The organism is Actinomycetospora endophytica (genome assembly GCF_021026375.1).
Classification (GTDB): domain Bacteria; phylum Actinomycetota; class Actinomycetes; order Mycobacteriales; family Pseudonocardiaceae; genus Actinomycetospora; species Actinomycetospora endophytica.
Map to the genome: position 1 here is coordinate 196,231 of NZ_JAJNDB010000004.1, position 17,875 is coordinate 214,105.

Annotated in this window: 15 protein-coding genes and 1 pseudogene; 11 read left to right on the plus strand and 5 right to left on the minus strand. The window is 73.8% G+C overall.

The window, feature by feature from the left end:
• The first annotated feature begins 12 nt into the window (after positions 1-12).
• Positions 13-774 carry a uracil-DNA glycosylase family protein gene (locus LQ327_RS19145; RefSeq protein WP_230736633.1) on the plus strand — a complete coding sequence of 254 codons (762 nt, stop codon included), beginning with the start codon at positions 13-15 and terminating at the stop codon, positions 772-774.
• A gap of 1 nt (position 775) precedes the next feature.
• On the opposite strand, the gene LQ327_RS19150 is transcribed toward LQ327_RS19145, so the two are convergent.
• From LQ327_RS19150 to LQ327_RS19160, 3 genes are all read right to left on the minus strand, one after another.
• Positions 776-1,783 carry an FAD-dependent oxidoreductase gene (locus LQ327_RS19150; RefSeq protein WP_230736635.1) on the minus strand — a complete coding sequence of 336 codons (1,008 nt, stop codon included), beginning with the start codon at positions 1,781-1,783 and terminating at the stop codon, positions 776-778.
• Between the two features lie 185 nt (positions 1,784-1,968).
• Entirely contained in the window at positions 1,969-2,142 is a 174-nt protein-coding gene (locus tag LQ327_RS19155) for a CsbD family protein (RefSeq protein WP_230736637.1), read from the minus strand.
• A gap of 399 nt (positions 2,143-2,541) precedes the next feature.
• On the minus strand, positions 2,542-2,808 hold the full coding sequence (locus tag LQ327_RS19160) for an acylphosphatase (protein WP_230736639.1): 267 nt from the start codon (positions 2,806-2,808) through the stop codon (positions 2,542-2,544).
• An 87-nt stretch (positions 2,809-2,895) separates the two neighbouring features.
• On the opposite strand from LQ327_RS19160, the gene LQ327_RS19165 reads away from it, so the two are divergent.
• Positions 2,896-3,576, plus strand: a complete 681-nt coding sequence (locus tag LQ327_RS19165) for an alpha-ketoglutarate-dependent dioxygenase AlkB (RefSeq protein WP_230736641.1) — start codon at positions 2,896-2,898, stop codon at positions 3,574-3,576.
• A 21-nt stretch (positions 3,577-3,597) separates the two neighbouring features.
• Here the strand turns inward: LQ327_RS19165 and LQ327_RS19170 are convergent, their stop codons facing one another.
• Positions 3,598-4,071, minus strand: coding sequence for a nuclear transport factor 2 family protein (locus LQ327_RS19170; protein ID WP_230736643.1), 474 nt, complete (start codon positions 4,069-4,071; stop codon positions 3,598-3,600).
• An 81-nt stretch (positions 4,072-4,152) separates the two neighbouring features.
• On the opposite strand from LQ327_RS19170, the pseudogene ruvC reads away from it, so the two are divergent.
• The 9 genes and pseudogenes from ruvC to LQ327_RS19215 form a co-directional block, all read left to right on the plus strand.
• Positions 4,153-4,719, plus strand: a pseudogene (ruvC, locus tag LQ327_RS19175) (crossover junction endodeoxyribonuclease RuvC); the annotation flags it as partial.
• A 258-nt stretch (positions 4,720-4,977) separates the two neighbouring features.
• A complete protein-coding gene (ruvA, locus tag LQ327_RS19180) occupies positions 4,978-5,595 on the plus strand; it encodes a Holliday junction branch migration protein RuvA (RefSeq protein WP_230736644.1) in 618 nt (205 codons plus the stop codon).
• A 16-nt stretch (positions 5,596-5,611) separates the two neighbouring features.
• Complete coding sequence (gene ruvB / locus LQ327_RS19185; RefSeq protein ID WP_372460706.1) at positions 5,612-6,688, plus strand: Holliday junction branch migration DNA helicase RuvB; 1,077 nt, start codon at positions 5,612-5,614, stop codon at positions 6,686-6,688.
• A gap of 81 nt (positions 6,689-6,769) precedes the next feature.
• Entirely contained in the window at positions 6,770-7,270 is a 501-nt protein-coding gene (yajC, locus tag LQ327_RS19190) for a preprotein translocase subunit YajC (protein ID WP_230736646.1), read from the plus strand.
• Positions 7,271-7,604: 334 nt separating this feature from the next.
• Entirely contained in the window at positions 7,605-9,383 is a 1,779-nt protein-coding gene (secD, locus tag LQ327_RS19195) for a protein translocase subunit SecD (RefSeq protein ID WP_230736648.1), read from the plus strand.
• Positions 9,380-10,759 carry a protein translocase subunit SecF gene (gene secF, locus LQ327_RS19200; protein ID WP_230736650.1) on the plus strand — a complete coding sequence of 460 codons (1,380 nt, stop codon included), beginning with the start codon at positions 9,380-9,382 and terminating at the stop codon, positions 10,757-10,759. The genes secD and secF overlap by 4 nt, the downstream gene beginning before the upstream one ends.
• Positions 10,756-11,298 (plus strand): adenine phosphoribosyltransferase, encoded by a 543-nt coding sequence (locus LQ327_RS19205; protein WP_230736653.1) that lies wholly within the window; start codon positions 10,756-10,758, stop codon positions 11,296-11,298. Before secF ends, LQ327_RS19205 begins: the two co-directional genes overlap by 4 nt.
• Positions 11,299-11,437: 139 nt before the next feature.
• On the plus strand, positions 11,438-13,885 hold the full coding sequence (locus LQ327_RS19210) for an FUSC family protein (RefSeq protein ID WP_230736654.1): 2,448 nt from the start codon (positions 11,438-11,440) through the stop codon (positions 13,883-13,885).
• Between the two features lie 206 nt (positions 13,886-14,091).
• Complete coding sequence (locus LQ327_RS19215) at positions 14,092-16,512, plus strand: RelA/SpoT family protein (protein WP_230736656.1); 2,421 nt, start codon at positions 14,092-14,094, stop codon at positions 16,510-16,512.
• Here the strand turns inward: LQ327_RS19215 and LQ327_RS19220 are convergent, their stop codons facing one another.
• Positions 16,513-17,754, minus strand: coding sequence for an AI-2E family transporter (locus LQ327_RS19220; protein WP_230736658.1), 1,242 nt, complete (start codon positions 17,752-17,754; stop codon positions 16,513-16,515).
• Between the last annotated feature and the right edge of the window lie 121 nt (positions 17,755-17,875).

Genomic DNA, 17,875 nt, shown 5'->3' on the forward strand with positions numbered 1-17,875 from the left:
ACGCTGGATCCCGTGGCACGGACGGGAGACGTCGGCGCCCGGACACCGGACGTCGTCTGGAACCGGCTGGCCCGGCAGCGAGGTGAGCTGTTCAGCCGTGAGCTCGCGCCCGAGCGGCACGCCTACTGGTGGGCCCGGCGTCACGACGGGGCCCTGGGTCGGCTCAACCGCTGGGTCGACCGCCTCCGCGACACGACCCTCGAGAACGTCCCGTACGTCGACCCGACGGCGGCCGGCGAGGGCGCCCGGGTCCTGCTGCTGCTCCACGAGCCCGCGGGCGACGCCGAGGACGGCTGCGGGTTCGTCAGCCGCTACGCCAACGACGCGACCTCGGCGAACCTCTACCGCGCCGCCGACCGGGCCGGGCTGGAGCACGAGGTCACCCTGCACTGGCACCTCGTCCCCTGGTGGATCAGCAACCCCGGCCACGAGCCCCGCCGACTCGCGGGGGAGGCGGTGCGCGCGTCGCCCCGGCTCGGGGAGTTCCTCGACCTGCTCGGCCCGTCGCCCCGCGAGGTGGTGCTGCTCGGCGCGCCGGCGGCGAAGGCCTGGGAGGTCCTGACCCGGCGCGGCCGCGTCCCGTGGCAGCTGAGCACGGCGACCGTGTCCCGCGCGCCGCACCCGAACCCGCTGGTCAACGACCGGACCGACCCCGTCTCCGGACGCCGCAACGGTGATCGGCTGGCGGAGGTCCTCCGGGACGCCGCCCGGCGCGCCCGCGGCGAGCTGGTGCGCCCGGCGCGGGTCCCGGGTGTCGGGCGACGGCCGTTCTGAGCTACCGGGCCCGCGAACGGTCCGCGGCGGGGTCACGCTCGGCGACCAGCCGGACCACCTCGTGGGCGGTGCCCCAGCACAGCGAGAGCCCACTGCCGCCGTGCCCGTAGTTGTGCACGACGAGGCCGTCGCCGCGGTGTTCGGCCTCGACCCGGGTCGTCGGGCGCGACGGCAGGATTCCGGTGTCGATGCGCAGCACCCGGGCGTCGCGCAGCCGGGGTTCCGCCTCGCGGCAGCGGTGGAGGATCTCGCGGGCCTCCTCCCGGTCCGGGGTGGCGTCGGTGCGCCCCGGCACGCGGACACCACCGAGGTGGACCCGGTCGTCGTGCGGGATGATCGACGTCCAGCGGCGGGAGTCGGAGATCTCCACGAGGAGCTGCGTGATCCCCGGGTTGTCGGTGACCACGTACTGGGAGAACAGCGGCCGGACCGTCGGGTCGTCGGCGAGCTCGCGCGAGCCCAGCCCGGCGGCGACCACCACGACGTCGGCCTGCCCGAGCGGCTCGTCGACCGACTCGACGTGCCGCGTCTCGACCTTCCCGCCCAGCTCGGTCAGCCGGTCGACCAGCCACCCGACGTGGCGGGGGAGATCGACGATCGGCGACCGGTGACGCAGCCCCCGGTCGAACCCCGCCGGGAGCTCGGCCGGTGGTTCGGGGCTCAGGGCGGGCAGCAGGCGCAGCTGGGCCGGGAGGGCGTCGCGGTCGGGGACCTCCCCGACGGTGACCGAGTCGACCATCCGTACCCCGGTCCCGGGCAACGCCGCGAGCCGGAGGTACTCCTCGAGCGAGCGGGCGGCCCGGGCGAGCGATCCGGCGAGCGGAGCCTGGTACGTGGGCTTCCAGACCCCGCCGGCGTGCGCCGAGGTCGTCGCCGTCGGGTCGTCCGCGGACCAGACCCGCACCCGGTGACCCGCCTCGGCGAGGGTGAGGGCGCTGGTCAGCCCGGCGATGCCCGCGCCGAGGACCACGACATCCGCCGGCGAGGCGGTCGGATCCTGTTCGGGCACGTGCGGACGGTAACCGCCGTGGTCATCAGGCGCGGACTGGTCGGAAACGCATCACCCGAACAGACCTGCGCGAGCCGGTGGCGGCGTCTGGGCGTGACATCCGCACGGTCCGGGTGCGCCGTGACCGTACGACGACGGCGCCCGGGCCCGAGTGGGCCGCGGGCGCCGTCGCGGGCAGCGAGGGATCAGGACTTGAAGGCGTCCTTGATCTTCTCGCCCGCCTGCTTGACGGAGCCCTTGGTCTGGTCGGCCTTGCCCTCGGCCTCGAGGGACTCGTTGCCGACCGCGCTGCCGGCGGCCTCCTTGGCCTTGCCCTTGAGCTCCTCGCTCTTGTTCTCGACCTTGTCCGCGTCGCTCACGGCGTTCCCCTCTCGGACGGTGTCCGCGGGTCCGGTACGACCCGCTCGTCCCGTGGGTTGCCGATCACCGGCCCGGGCCAACCGTGGGATCTCGTGCCGCGGCTCACGATCCGCCCGGGCGTCGCCGGGTGCGCTCCCACACGCCTCCAGGGCGCCCGCGGAAGGCACCCGCTCCCCGGAGAACCACGCCGGCTCGGTGCCCTCGTCCTGCCAGGTCCCCACGATCCGGCCGCCGTGGACGACCACGCGGCGACCTCGTGCGGCGTGCCCGCCGGCGGACCGGCCAGGAAATGACGTCGGTACGCCGCGCCAGGACACGGCGCCACGTGGTCGACGACGGAGGCACGAGGTCAGCTCACCACGACGCCGGGCCGGGCCTCCACCGGCGACGCGCGGGCGTCAGCGCTGGTCGAACCCGGTGTGGCCCTCCGCAGGGCGCTCCTGGACGTCGACGTGGGTGACCTCCGCGCGGCTCGGCCCGCGGCCCGCCCACTCCAGCATCCGGTCCACCGCCCCGTCGTCCCCCTCGAGGACGAGCTCCACGGTGCCGTCCGGCAGGTTGCGGACCCAGCCCGCCACCCCGAGGCGCGCCGCCTCCTGCTCCGCGCTCGCGCGGTAGAACACTCCCTGGACCCGGCCGTGGACGACGGCATGCCTCGCGCTCATGCCCGGACCGGTACCCGCCGGAGCTCGCGTACCCACCCGGTGGTCCGGGACTTGCCGATCGTTCGAACGTGTGTTCGACTCTACTGCATGACAGCCGTGTTCACCCCCTCCTTGTTCGACGTCGACCCCGAGGAGTCCGACGTCGGGTCCGGCGGGGCAGCGGAGGTCTCCTGGACGGGGGCGCACCGGACGCAGCTCGACGAGCGCTCGTGGGCCGACGTCGTGCCCGGCTGGCTGCCGCGCTCGGACGGGTGGTTCTCGGAGCTGGTCGGCACCGTGGCGTGGAACCAGCGCCGCCGTCGGATGTTCACCCAGGTGATCGTCGAGCCGCGGCTCACCTGCGGGTGGGGGCTGGCCGAGGCGCCGTCACCGAGCGAGCACCTCGCGGCGGAGCTGGTGGCTCGCTACCGGGTGCCGTTCGATCGCGTGTCGGCGAACTTCTACCGCGACGGGGCGGACTCGGTCGCCTGGCACGGGGACCGGGTGCGGTTCGTCCATCCCGCGCCGGTGGTCGCGATCGTCTCGCTCGGGGCACCGCGGCGCTTCGGGCTGCGGCCGCTCGCGGGCGGCGGGACACGCTGGCTGACGCTGTGCGGTGGAGACCTGCTCGTGATGGGCGGGCGCTGCCAGCACGAGTGGCAGCACACGGTGCCCAAGGAGCCGGGTGCGGGCCCGCGGATCAGCGTGACGTTCCGTCACGGCGACCCCGGCCCGGTCGCGGCCCGGTCGGAGCGGGCACGGGACGTTCCCGAGTGGGCGCTGCGCTGAGCCCGCCCGGGTGGAGCCGCCTCAGATCGGGATCTCGGACTCGTCGCCCTCGGCGCGGGGACCGTGGATGCGGCGCTGCGAGGCGTCGATGCGCAGGTCGTTGATGCTGGCCTCGCGGCGGCGCATGAGCCCGTTCTCCGCGAACTCCCAGTTCTCGTTGCCGTAGCAGCGCCACCACTGGCCGTCGGCGTCGTGGCACTCGTACTGGAAGCGCACCGCGATCCGGTTGCCGGCGTACGTCCACAGGGCCTTGCGCAGCGCGTAGTCCAGCTCGCGCTCCCACTTCGCGGTGAGGAAGGCGACGACCTCCTCGCGGCCGCTGACCCACTGGTCCCGGTTCCGCCAGACGGTGTCGGCGGTGTAGGCGAGCGAGACCTTCTGCGGGTCGCGCGTGTTCCAGGCGTTCTCGGCCGCGCGGACCTTCTTCGCGGCCGACTCGGCGTCGAAGGGCGGGAACGGGGGCCGAGGCTCCTCGGCGGGCTGCGGGGTGCTCATGACGATCAGCTCACCACGTCCGCCGAGGTGGTGGCGCGTCGCCGTCCGGGAGCGGTCGGGCCGGTCGGTAGCGTGCCCGCCATGCGCGTGCTGGGAGTGGACCCGGGGCTGACGCGGTGCGGTCTCGGGGTCGTCGAGGGCACGGGCGGGCGCTCGGTCCGCGCCGTCGCCGTCGACGTGGTGCGCACCCCGCCCGACGACGAGGTCGCCGCGCGCCTCGCCGCCGTCGCCGACGCCGTCGAGCAGTGGATCGCCGAGCACCGACCCGACGTCGTCGCCGTCGAGCGGGTCTTCAGTCAGCACAACGTCCGTTCGGTGATCGGCACGGCGCAGGCGGGCGGGGTCGTCGCCCTGATCGCCGGCCGCGCCGGGCTCCCGGTCGCGTTCCACACGCCGTCCGAGGTCAAGGCCGCGGTCACCGGCTCCGGGCGCGCCGACAAGGCGCAGGTGACCGCGATGGTGCGCCGGGTCCTCGCGCTGGAGTCCGCCCCCCGCCCGGCCGACGCGGCCGACGCCCTCGCGCTCGCGGTGTGCCACTGCTGGCGGGCCCCGATGGCGGCCCGCATGGCCGAGGCCGAGGCGCGCGCCGCGGAGGTCGCCCGCACCCACGCCTCCCGCCTCGCGGCCGCGCGCAAGGCCTCCAAGGCGGCGGCGACGAAGGCCGCCGCCCAGGCCGCGGCACAGGCGGCGGCCCGGCAGGCGGAAGGGCCCGGCACCGAGGGGAGAGCGGCCGGGAAGGCAGCCGGGAAGGTCGTCCGGCCGTCCCGCGCCCCCCGTCGCTGACGCGCGATCGGGGCTCCGGGGGTCCCGGTCGGCGTGGCACCGGGGAGACCGTCGGACCCTCGCGGTAGCGTCGCGGATCGAACAGGTGTTCGCCGGGAACGCCGTCGGTAGGGGAGGTGCGTCGTGATCTCGTCCGTGCGCGGTGAGGTCCTCTCGGTCGGTCTGGACCACGCGGTGATCGAGGTCGGCGGCGTGGGGATGGCGGTCCAGGCCACGCCCACCACGCTCGCGGGGCTGCGCCGCGGTCAGAGTGCACGGCTCGAGACGGCGCTGGTGGTGCGGGAGGACTCGCTGACCCTGTTCGGCTTCGCGGACGCCGCCGAGCGGGAGCTGTTCGGCCTGCTCCAGACCGTGAACGGCGTGGGGCCGCGGGTCGCGCTGTCGACGCTCGCGGTGCTCGACCCGACGGCGCTGAGCCGCGCACTGGCCGACGGGAACCTGACCACCCTGATGAGCGTGCCGGGCATCGGGCGCAAGGGCGCCGAGCGGCTCGTCGTCGAACTGCGGGACAAGGTGGCGCCGCCGGAGACGTCCGGCACGCAGGTCGAGGACGCGGCCGTTCCGTCGGTCGTCGCGAGCGGCACGATGCGGGACCAGGTCGTCGAGGCGCTCGTGGGCCTCGGCTTCGCGGCCAAGCCGGCGGAGAAGGCGGTGGACGAGACGGTGGGCGACCTCGGCGAGGGCGCGGGCTCCTCGGCCGTCCTGCGGGCCGCGCTGCACCGGCTGGGTCCCGCCCGATGACGGCCGGGGGAGTTCCGTGAGCGGCGGCGACGAGCTCTCGGCCGACCTGGAGCGGGCACTCGCGGCCACGCGGGAGGTCGGCGAGTCGGACCTCGAGAACCGCCTGCGTCCGGCCCGGCTGGCGGAGTTCATCGGTCAGCCCCGGGTCCGCGAGCAGCTCGACCTCGTGCTGCAGGGCGCGCTGCGCCGGGGCCGGCCGCCGGACCACGTGCTGCTGTCCGGGCCGCCCGGCCTGGGCAAGACGAGCCTCGCGATGATCATCGGGACCGAGCTCGGCAGCGCCGTGCGGATCACCAGCGGCCCGGCGCTGGAGCGGGCGGGCGATCTCGCGGCGATGCTGTCGAACCTCGTCGAGGGCGACGTGCTGTTCATCGACGAGATCCACCGCATGGCCCGGCCGGCCGAGGAGATGCTCTACCTCGCGATGGAGGACTTCCGGGTCGACATCATCGTCGGCAAGGGCCCGGGCGCCACGTCCATCCCGCTCGACGTCGCGCCGTTCACGCTGGTCGGCGCCACGACGCGGGCCGGGTCGCTCACCGGGCCGCTGCGGGACCGGTTCGGGTTCACCGGGCACATGGAGTTCTACGACCCCGAGGATCTCGAGCTCGTCGTGGCCCGCAGCGCCGAGATCCTGGAGGTCGACCTGCGGCCCGACGGCGGCCGGGAGATCGCGCACCGCTCCCGGGGCACCCCGCGCATCGCCAACCGCCTGCTGCGCCGGGTGCGGGACTACGCGGAGGTGCGCGCGGACGGCTCGGTCACCCGGGAGGTCGCGCGCGCGGCGCTCGCGGTGTACGACGTCGACGAGCTCGGCCTGGACCGGCTGGACCGGGCCGTGCTCGGAGCGCTCGTGCGTTCCTTCGGCGGCGGGCCGGTCGGGGTGTCCACGCTCGCGGTCGCCGTCGGCGAGGAACCGGGCACCGTGGAGGAGGTCTGCGAGCCCTACCTGGTGCGAGCGGGGATGCTCGCGCGTACGCCACGAGGACGAGTCGCTACCCCCGCCGCGTGGCGTCATCTGGGTGAGAAACCCCCGGATCGACAGAATCCGGACGAAGAAGACGAGCAGGGCCCGCCGACGCTGTTCGGATGAGCTGGCAGACTCGAGGTGAGTACGTACGACGGATCGCGGGTAGTGCGGTCGGTCGGACCGCACGGATCCGAACGGAGCGAGATGGACTTCCTCTTCCCTCTGCTGATCATCTTCATGATCGGCATGATCTTCTTCTCGAACCGGCAGCGGAAGAAGCAGCAGAACCAGCAGGAGAGCCTGCAGAACTCGATCGTCGTCGGTGACGTCGTCGTCATGACCTGCGGGGTCAGCGGCACGGTCGTCGACACCGACGACGAGAAGACCATCGACCTGGAGATCGCCCCCGAGGTGATCACCACGTGGCTGCGCGCCGCGGTCCGCGAGAAGCTCTCGACCGACGCCGACACCGCGTTCGCCGACGGCCCCGAGGGTCACGAGGAGCTCCCGGGCGACGTCCCGGAGCACTCGACCACGGCGACGGCGTCCGAGGCCCCCACGGTGTCGACCCCGGAGCCGAAGGACAGCCCGCGGGCGTCCGCGTCCGAGGCCGACGGCGGGTTCTCCGACCCGACGGCCGCCCCGAGCAGCAACGGCGTCTCGGCCGGTTCGAGCACCCCCGGGGACACCCGCCCCCCGTCCTGACGGCGTTCCCACGCCCGAGCCGACGCTGCCTCGGCGCTCGTCCTGAGCGCCGGGGCAGCTCTGCGCGGGGTGGGGGCCGTGCCGGTGGCGTCCTACCGCATGGTGCCGGGCGGATCGTGACGGGCCGGGTGCGTCCGTGCTCAGGGCGTCGGCCTACCCTGCGATCTGGTCCTCGGCGCGCGCCGCCCGCTGTCTCTCAGGGGCGCGGCACCGGCGACTCCGGCGTCCTCAGTGGCACCGGCGTCGTGGTTCCGTCGCCGGAGCGCAGTCCGGGCGTCTGCGGCGAGGACCTCCTCCGAGGACCCGACCGTCGCCCGACCCTGGAGTACGCAGCGTGGCCCCTCCCACCGTCCGGTTCCGGCCGGGCCGCTATCTCGCCGCCTTCGCGGCGATCGTGGTGGTCCTCTACGGGCTGGTCTTCCTCACCGGGGACCGCTCGCCGACCCCGAAGCTCGGGATCGACCTGCAGGGCGGGACCCAGGTCACGCTGACCGCCCGCACCGAGAGCGGCGCCGCGCCCACGCCCGACCAGCTCAACCTGGCCCGGCAGATCATCGAGCAGCGCGTGAACGGGCTCGGCGTCTCCGGCGCGGAGGTCGTGCAGAACGGCAACAACCTGGTCATCACGGTGCCCGGGCAGGCCGGGGACCAGGCGCGCAGCCTCGGCCAGACGGCGCGGCTGTACTTCCGCCCGGTCATCGCTGGCCCGCTGGCCGCGCAACAGCCGACCCAGGCCCCGCCCGGGCAGAGCCAGCCGGGCCAGACCGGGGGCGGCGCCGGCGGCGGCACCCCCGGCAAGGCTCCCGCCGGTCAGAGCGTGCAACTGCCCACCCAGGCCCCGACCCCGCCCGCGCCGCCCGGCGGCAACGGCGGCGCTCCGGCCGGCGGAGGGACCTCGCAGGATCCGCGCCAGGTGGCGGCGATCGCGGAGGCCAAGGCGACCCGCCAGAGCACCGACCAGGCCGTCCAGGCCAAGGCGGTCCAGTCGCTGAACTGTGCCGCCGAGGATCCGCTGCGCGGGTACGACGACCCGACGAAGCCGCTGGTCGCCTGTGACCGCAACGGTCAGGCCAAGTACGTCCTCGGCCCGTCGATCCTGTCCGGCACGGAGGTGGCGAACGCGACCGCGTCCCCGAACCAGCAGGGTGCGGGCTTCGTCATCAACGTCGACTTCAAGTCGACCGGTGCCGGGATCTGGGGCCAGTACACCGGGGCGAACATCGGCAAGGCCGTGGCGTTCGCGCTCGACTCGCAGGTGGTATCGGCCCCGACCATCCAGGCCGCCCAGCCCGGCGGCAACTCGCAGATCAGCGGCAACTTCAACCAGCAGTCGGCGACCGACCTGGCCAACGTGCTGAAGTACGGCTCGCTGCCGCTGTCGTTCGACACCTCGGACGCCCAGACGATCTCGGCCACCCTCGGCCTCGCCTCGCTCGAGGCAGGCCTGATCGCCGGCGTGATCGGCCTGGCGCTGGTGTTCGTCTACTCGCTCTTCTACTACCGCGCCCTGGGCGTGCTGACGATCCTCTCGCTGATCCTCTCGGGACTGATCGTCTACGCGGTCCTGGTCCTGCTCGGTCGAGGCATCGGGTTCACCCTCGATCTCTCGGGCGTCGCGGGCTTCATCGTGGCGATCGGCATCACCGCGGATTCGTTCGTGATCTTCTTCGAGCGGATCAAGGACGAGATGCGCGAGGGCCGAAGTTTCCGCTCCGCGGTTCCACGCGGATGGGTCCGCGCCAGACGCACGATCCTCTCCGGCGACGCCGTGAGCTTCCTCGCCGCGGTCGTGCTCTACGTGCTCGCCGTCGGCCAGGTGCGTGGCTTCGCGTTCACCCTCGGCATGTCGACGGTCCTCGACCTCGTCGTGGTGTTCCTGGTGACCCATCCGCTGCTCTCGATGGCCTCCAACTCGCAGCTGTTCGCGAGCCCGGCCTGGTCCGGGCTCGGCAAGGTCGCCTCGCAGACCACCACCCGCACCGGCCCCGGTGGTCGCGGCGGCGGGACCGGCACCACGCCCCGCCCCGGCGCCCGTCCGAGCCAGACCCGCCGTCCCGCCGCGAGCAGCGGCCGGTCGCAGCGCAGCGGCTCCGGCCGCGGAGGTACCCGATGACCCGCCCCACCCGCCGCGCCGGACGCCCCGCGAGCCGCCGCGACGACCCCGAGCCCGAGGACCTCGAGGACGACCTCGCACCGGGCGAGATCGACGACGAGGACGAGACCGACGTCGACGCGCCGGACGCCGACCCCGCGCCCCGGGGCTCCGCCCGGGTGAAGCGCAGTCGGCTCGACAAGCTCTACGAGGGCAACGGCGGCATCGACATCGTCGGCCGGTCGCGCACCTGGTACGCGGTCTTCGGCGTCATCGTGCTGATCTGCCTGCTCTCGATGGTCCTGCGCGGGTTCAACTTCTCGATCGACTTCGAGGGCGGGACCTCGGTGCAGTTCCCGGCCCGCGGGGCGACCGGCGTCGCGAGCACCAGCCAGGTCGAGCAGGCCTTCGACAAGGCCGTGGGCCGTCCGGCCGAGTCGGTGCAGACCGCGGGCACCGGCAACTCCGCGACCATCGTCATCAAGTCCGAGTCGCTCTCGCAGTCCGAGCAGTTCGCGCTGAACCAGGCCCTGTTCCAGCAGTTCCAGCCGCTGGGCAGTTCCGGCCAGCCCGACCAGGAGGCGATCAGCGACAGCGCCGTCAGCGCGAGCTGGGGCGGGGAGATCACCCGTCAGGCGATGATCGCCCTGGCGGTCTTCCTCGTGCTGGTGACCGCCTACCTGGCGTTCTACTTCGAACGCCGGATGGCCGTCGGGGCGATCATCGCCCTGATCAACGACATCATCGTGACGGCCGGCGTCTACTCGTTGGTCGGCTTCGAGGTCTCACCCGCGACCGTGATCGGGCTGCTGACGATCCTCGGGTTCTCCCTCTACGACACGGTCGTCGTGTTCGACAAGGTCCGGGAGAACACCCGCGGGCTGAAGGGGCTCACCCGCCGCACCTACGCGGAGGCGGCGAACCTTGCGGTCAACCAGACCCTGATGCGCTCGCTCAACACCTCGCTGATCGCGGCGCTGCCACTCATCGGCCTGTTCGTGGTCGGCGTGATCCTGCTCGGCGTCGGTGTGCTCGGCGACCTCGCGCTCGTCCAGCTCGTCGGGACGATCATCGGTGCCGCGTCCTCGATCCTGCTCGCGACCCCGATCGTCGTCGACCTGGCGATGCGCGACCGCGTGTGGGCCCAGCAGGCGCAGCGCGTGGCCGCGCGGCGGGAGAAGAACGCCCGGCGCGCCCAGGCCCAGGACGGCGGGACGGCGACGGGGGAGTCGACCGACGTCCTCGACACCCACGCGGTGGCCGCGGCCGCGGGCGGACCTGGCACGGCTCCGGCCACCCGGCCCGCGCCGCCCTCCGACCGGACCGGCGCCGCGCCGCGTCCCGGTGCCCGGCCGGCGGGCAAGTCCGGTCGCCCGAGCGGGAAGCGACGCCGGTGACCGCTGCCGGCCCGGAGGCGGACCGCGCCCTCGTCGCGGACCTGCTGCGCGCGGTCCCCGACTTCCCGAAGCCGGGCATCCGGTTCTGGGACCTCACGACGGTGCTCGCGGACGCGCGCGGGCTGGCCGCGACCACGCGGCTGCTCGGCGCGTCGCTCGCGGACGGTCCGGCGGACGTCGTCGTCGGGATCGAGGCCCGCGGCTTCCTGCTCGGCGCCGCCGTCGCCCAGGAGCTCGGGCTCGGCATCGTCCCCGTCCGCAAGCAGGGGAAGCTGCCCGCGGTCGCGGCGTCACGCTCCTACGAGCTCGAGTACGGCTCGGCGACGCTCGAGCTGCCCGCCGGCGTCCTCGAGCCGGGGGCGCGGGCGCTGCTCGTCGACGACGTCCTCGCCACCGGCGGCACGGCGGAGGCCGCGTGCGGGCTGGTCGAGGAGAGCGGGGCCACGGTCGCCTCACTGGCGGTGGTCCTCGAGCTGCCCGAGCTCGACGGGCGCGGCCGGCTCGCCGGACGCCCGCTGCACACCGTGCTGCAGCGCTGAGCGCGGTCCCCGACGCCCGGGACCGTGACCCCGGCGAGGGACTGCGGAATCCGCCACATCTCGCTCTCCGGAACTGGTTCGTCCCCCGACCGATGGTTCGCACAGCTAACATCATCGGTGGCGAACCAGAGGGAGGACGATGACTGTCACGTCGACCGAACGGCGTCAGGGCAGCAGACCCGTCGAGCGGAACGACCACGCCCAGGTCGTCATCCACGGCGGGACCCCGGGGGAGCGCGGCACGGTCGCCCGCATCTCCTGGCGTGACCGGCTCCTCGCCTCCGACCCCGGCAACGTCCGGATCGCGCTCGCGACGCGGGCGGCGCTCTCGCTCGCCGTCGCGCTCGGCGTGGCCGCCCTCCTCGCGAACGGCCTCGGCCTGCAGGGCATCGCCGCGATGATCGTCCTCGTCCTGGGCGCCGTCCTGACGATGATGACGACGTTCACCGCGTCCGACCCGACCACCGGCGGCCGCGCGATCACCCAGCTCTGCCTGCCGGTGGCGCTGCTGGCCGGGATCACGCTGAGCACGCTCGTCGACAAGCACCGGGTGCTGTCGCTGTCGCTGTTCGTCGTCGTGATGTTCGTGGTGGTCTGGGTCCGCCGCTTCGGCCCCCGCGCGTTCGCCTGCGGGATGGTCGTCTGGATGGGCTACTTCATGGCCCTGTTCCTCCAGCTCAGCTTTGCGCAGCTGCCGGTGGTGCTGCTCGCGGTCGCCAGCTCAACCGTCCTCCTGCTGATCATCGGGCTGGTCGTCGCCCCGCAGCGCCCGGCCCGGCGGACGCGCCGGATGGTCGACGCGTTCGCCGCCCGGGTGCGGATCGCCGCTGCCGAGCACCGCGACGCCGAGGCCCGCTCGCCCTGGCAGCGCTGGACCGGGCGGATCGGCACCGCGGACCGCGCGCTGCTGCGGGTGAACGAGGTCGCGGTGCTGCTCGACGGGCAGCTCGCCGTGCCCCACGCGGTCGCCGATCCACGCCACGCGCCGCAGGCCCGGGCGGCGATCCTGCGCACTGAGAGCGCGCTCGCCCGCCTGCTCGACACCACCCCCGACGAGGTCGTCCCGGCCGACGTCGACGCGGTGGAGCGGGCCCTGGACCAGCTCCGCGGAGTCCTCGCCGACGACCGCGCCGGCACCGACGATCCCCGCGACGCGACCGGCGAGGCCGGCGAGGCCGGCGTTGCCGGGCCCGCCTTCACGCCCGCCGCCGAGCTGTTCGCGGGCTTCCTGCCCGGCAGCGCCGTCACCGTCGGCCCCATGGTCGCTCCCGAGGGCGCGGCGAAGCTGCTGCTCACCACGCGACAGGCGCTGCAGATCGCGCTGGCCGGCGGGCTGTCGATCGCGCTCGGGGACGCGCTGTCCGGTCAGCGCTGGTACTGGGCGGTCCTCGCCTGCTTCCTCGCCTTCACCGGTACCGCGACCGCGGCGGAGACCATCCGCAAGGGGATGCAGCGCACCGTCGGGACCGTCGTCGGGGTGGTGGTCGCCCTCGTCGTCGTGCCGCTGCTCGGGCACTCGACGGTGATCTCGCTCGTCGTCATCCTCCTGGCGATCTTCGTCGGCTTCTACCTGTTCCGGGTCTCCTACACGTGCCTCGCGTTCGCGATCACGATCATGATCGCGGAGCTGTACGAGCTGCTGGGGACCTACAGCGAGGGGCTGCTCGCGCTGCGGGTCGGGGAGACCGCGCTGGGTGCCGTGATCGGCGGGGTCGTCGCGGTGTCGTTCCTGCCCACCTCCGCGACGTGCGCCCTCGAGGCGGCGCGCGCCCGGCTGGCCGAGGAGCTGCGGGCGGCGACCGTGGACGTGGCGGCGGTGCTGCACGGCCGCGGGGCCACGGCGGGGGAGGACGGCGGGCCCGTCGACCTGCACGCCCGGGTCCGGTCGCTGGACTTCGCGATCCACCAGCTCGCGCTGATCGGTGTCCCGCTCTCGCTGCGCACCGCCCCGGGCTCCGGGGCGCGCAAGGACGCGGTGAGCGGCCGGCTGTCGGCGTGGGTGCGCTGTGCCGCCCGGGTGCGGGCCGTGATCCACGCGGTGGAGGATTCGCGCTCGCACCGCCACGAGGCCGTCCAGGGCGCGATGACCGCGGTCGGGGGGCTCGTCGACGCCCTCGCCGAGGGCCGCAGCCCGGGTCGGCACGCGGACCGTCCCGACACCGACCCGGACAGCCCGGAGACGCTGCTCGCGGAGCTGTCCTCGCTGCACGGTGCGCTCATCGCGCTGCACGAGATCGACCCGACCGCGCCGATCCCCGAGGACGCGAGTGCCTCCGAGGCCGCCGTCGCCGCCGACCCCGCCGCCACGACGTGTACCGCGGTCCGCGGCCGGGTGACCGAGGGCGGGGGCCGCGGTCTCGACGCCGTCGTGACGGCGGTCGACCCGCACGGGCGCCAGCTCGGCCGGGTCCGGACGGACGCGGGCGCCGGTGGCAGCTTCGCCGTCGCGGTCGGGGCGGGCACCGGACCGTGGCTGGTCGTCGTCGCGGCCGCGGGCTTCGCGCCGCACGCCGGGCGGGCGTCGGCCGGTCCGGAGCACCACGTCGTGCTGGAGCCCGCCCGCCAGACCGCCACCATCCCCCTGTGAGGGACCGTTCACCGACGGCCGGACCGGCCCGCCGCGCGATCATCACGGGCGGGCGACGGCTGATGACCTCTCGTCCCGTCCGACGCCGCGGAACCCGACACCGCCGCAACCGGTGACCTAAGCTGGAAGGATTCCGGATCCGGACCAGTTCCGGGTCCCGCGACGAGACGCGAGGCGCGCGGCGGCTCGACCTGCGGAGGTGCTCAGTGAGCCAGGACCTGGGGCCGGCCACCGACACGGCCGAGCGCGCCGAGTCGGACTCGGACGGGGCGCCGACCCTGGGGTCGAGCGAGCCGCGCGAGGCGCAGCGACTCGAGCACGGCTCGACCGACGCCGGCGGCACACAGAGCGGACGGCCGCGTTCGGCGACCCGGCGGGTCCGCGCCCGGATCGCCCGGCGGATCACCGCCCAGCGCACGGGGCCGGTCAAGCCGGTCCTGGAGCCGCTCGCCACGGTGCACCGCGAGCTGCACCCGAGCGCCGACCTCTCCACGCTGCAGCACGCCTACGACACCGCGGAGGCCTTCCACGAGGGCCAGATGCGCAAGTCGGGCGACCCGTACATCACCCACCCGCTCGCCGTCGCGACGATCCTCGCCGAGCTGGGCATGGACACGACGACGCTGGTCGCGGCGCTGCTGCACGACACCGTCGAGGACACCGACTACTCGCTGGAGAAGCTCTCCACCGACTTCGGCGCCGAGGTCGCGCACCTCGTCGACGGCGTCACCAAGCTCGACAAGGTCCAGCTCGGGGCGGCGGCCGAGGCGGAGACGATCCGCAAGATGGTCGTCGCGATGGCCCGCGACCCCCGCGTGCTGGTCATCAAGCTCTCCGACCGGCTGCACAACATGCGCACCATGCGCTTCCTCAAGCCGGAGAAGCAGGCCAAGAAGGCCCGCGAGACCCTCGAGGTGCTCGCCCCGCTGGCCCACCGGCTGGGGATGTCCACGGTCAAGTGGGAGCTCGAGGACCTCGCGTTCGCGATCCTGCACCCCAAGCGCTACGACGAGATCGTCCGCCTGGTGGCCGACCGGGCACCGTCGCGCGACACCTACCTGCGCACCGTGATCGACGAGGTGTCCGGCCAGCTCGAGGCCGCGCGGGTCAAGGCCGAGGTGCTCGGCCGCCCGAAGCACTACTACTCGATCTACCAGAAGATGATCGTCAAGGGTAAGGACTTCGACGACATCCACGACCTGGTGGGCGTGCGCATCCTCGTCGAGGACGTCCGCGACTGCTACGCCGCGATGGGCATGGTCCACGCGCTCTGGCAGCCGATGCCCGGGCGCTTCAAGGACTACATCGCGCAGCCCCGGTTCGGGGTCTACCAGTCGCTGCACACCACGGTGATCGGGCCGGACGGGCAGCCCCTCGAGGTGCAGATCCGCACCCACGAGATGCACCGCACCGCCGAGTACGGCATCGCCGCTCACTGGCGGTACAAGGAGACCAAGGGCTCCAACGGGACCGGCAGCCTCGAGCTCGACGAGATGGCCTGGATGCGCCAGCTCCTCGACTGGCAGCGGGAGGCGGCCGACCCGGGCGAGTTCCTGGAGTCCCTGCGCTACGACCTCGCCACCCGCGAGATCTTCGTGTTCACGCCCAAGGGCGACGTGATCACGCTGCCGCACGGGTCGACGCCGGTCGACTTCGCCTACGCGGTGCACACCGAGGTCGGCAACAAGTGCATCGGGTCGCGGGTCAACGGCCGGCTCGTCGCGCTGGAGCGCCAGCTCGAGAACGGCGAGGTCGTCGAGATCTTCACCTCGAAGGCCGAGGGCGCGGGGCCGTCGCGGGACTGGCTCGGCTTCGTCTCCTCGCCGCGGGCCAAGCAGAAGATCAAGCAGTGGTTCGCCAAGGAACGGCGCGAGGACGCGATCGAGGGCGGCAAGGACGCCATCACCCGCGAGGCCCGCCGGACCGGCCTGCCGCTGCAGCGCCTGGTCAGCGCCGACTCCATGGGCGCGCTCGCCCGCGAACTGCGCTACGCCGACGTCTCGGCGCTCTACGCCGCCGTCGGGGAGCACCACGTCTCCGCGCGCCACGTCGTGCAACGGCTCGTCGCCCTGCTCGGCGGGGTGGAGCAGAACGAGGACGAGCTCGCCGAGCGCGCCACCCCGTCGACCGCCCAGCGGCGCCGGGGCACCGGGGACGTCGGGGTCGTCGTCAACGGCATGGGCAACGACGACGGCGAGTCGTCGGATCTCTGGATCAAGCTCGCCCGGTGCTGCACGCCGGTGCCCGGCGACGAGATCCTCGGCTTCGTGACCCGTGGTGGCGGCGTCAGCGTCCACCGCACCGACTGCACGAACGCCGACGACCTGCGCTCCGAGCCGGAGCGGCTGGTCGACGTCAGCTGGGCGTCGTCGTCGACGGCGGTCTTCCTCGTCGCGATCCAGGTGGAGGCGCTCGACCGGCACCGGCTGCTCTCCGACATCACGAAGGCGCTCGCGGACGAGAAGGTCAACATCCTGTCGGCGTCGGTGACGACCTCGCGCGACCGCGTCGCGGTGAGCCGATTCAGCTTCGAGATGGGCGACCCGAAGCACCTCGGGCACGTGCTGCGCGTGGTGCGCAACGTCGAGGGCGTCTACGACGTGTACCGGGTCACCTCGGCGAGCTGATCAGTCCTTCGGCGGGGCCATCCGCACGACGGGTCCGGCGAACTCGGGGCGCGCCGAGCGGGGGTCGAGCGGGTTCACCGACGCCGGGTCGACGTCGGCCTCGGAGGACCGGGTCAGCGAGCGGACGCCGTTGTCGAGCACCGTGACCAGCGGGACGGCGAGCAGCGCGCCCGGGATCCCGGCGACGACGAGCCCGCAGGCGATCGGCAGGACGACCGCGAGCGGGTGCAGCTTGATCGACTTGCCCAGGAACAGCGGCTGGAGGATGTAGCCCTCCAGGTTCTGCACGGCCAGCAGCAGCGCGACGACCAGCAGCATGTCGGTCACCCCGCCGCTGACGAGCGCGACCAGCGCGGCGACGGCCCCGGAGACCACCGCGCCGACCGTCGGGACGAACGCCCCGAAGAAGATCAGCGCCGCGAGCGGGACCGCCAGCGGCACCCCGATCGCCCACAGGCCCAGGCCCGCGGTCACGGCGTCGATGAACGCGACGACGACGATCGCGCGGGTGTAGCCGACGAGCGACGCGAACGCGCGCCGCCCGGCGAGGTCGGCGCGGGGCCGCGCCCGCCGCGGGACCGCCTGCAGCAGGAACCGCCAGATCGTCCCGCCGTCGTGCACCAGGAAGATCACGGTGAACAGGGCGAGCAGGCCTTCGGTGACCAGTTCGCCCACGGTGCTCACGGCGCCGAGGGCGCTGCTCGCGATCGTGGCCTGGCTCTGCTGCACGCCGGTGAGGATCTGGTCGCCGATGGCGGTGAACTGCTGGTTGTTCAGCCCGAGCGGGCCGGAGCGCACCCAGTTCTGGATCTCGGAGAGGCTGTTCGTGAGCTGGCTGGTCAGCTGCGGGAGGCCGGAGATGAACGCGAACACGACGCCGGTGAAGACGCCGCCGACCACCGCGAGACCCCCGACGACCACGATCGCCGTCGCCACCGCGTGCGGCAGCCACCGCACCCGCGTGCTCATCAGGTGCGCCTCGGGCGCCAGCAGCGAGGCGGCGATCAGCGCGAGGACGACCGGGATGAGGACGACCGAGAACGTGCCCGCGAGGTAGATCACGACGAACGCGGCGGCGGCGATCAGGAGCAGCCGCCACGCGAGCCCCGCCGCGACGTCGAGCCCGCGCGGGATCTCCCAGGGGTCGGGAGTCTCGGGCGTGTCCGGTGGCGGGTCGGGTGAGGGGAGCGCGTCGCCCGGAGCCGTGGGCCCCGTGTCCGTCTGGTCGTGCCGTGCCCCCACGACGGCCACCGTAGTCGGAGTGTCCGACCCGGCCCGGCGGTCGGGCCCGGCGGCCGGAACCGGCGGAACCCCAGAGGTGTGTCCCGGCCCTCCTGGATCGGTGCAGCCCGCCGTACGATGG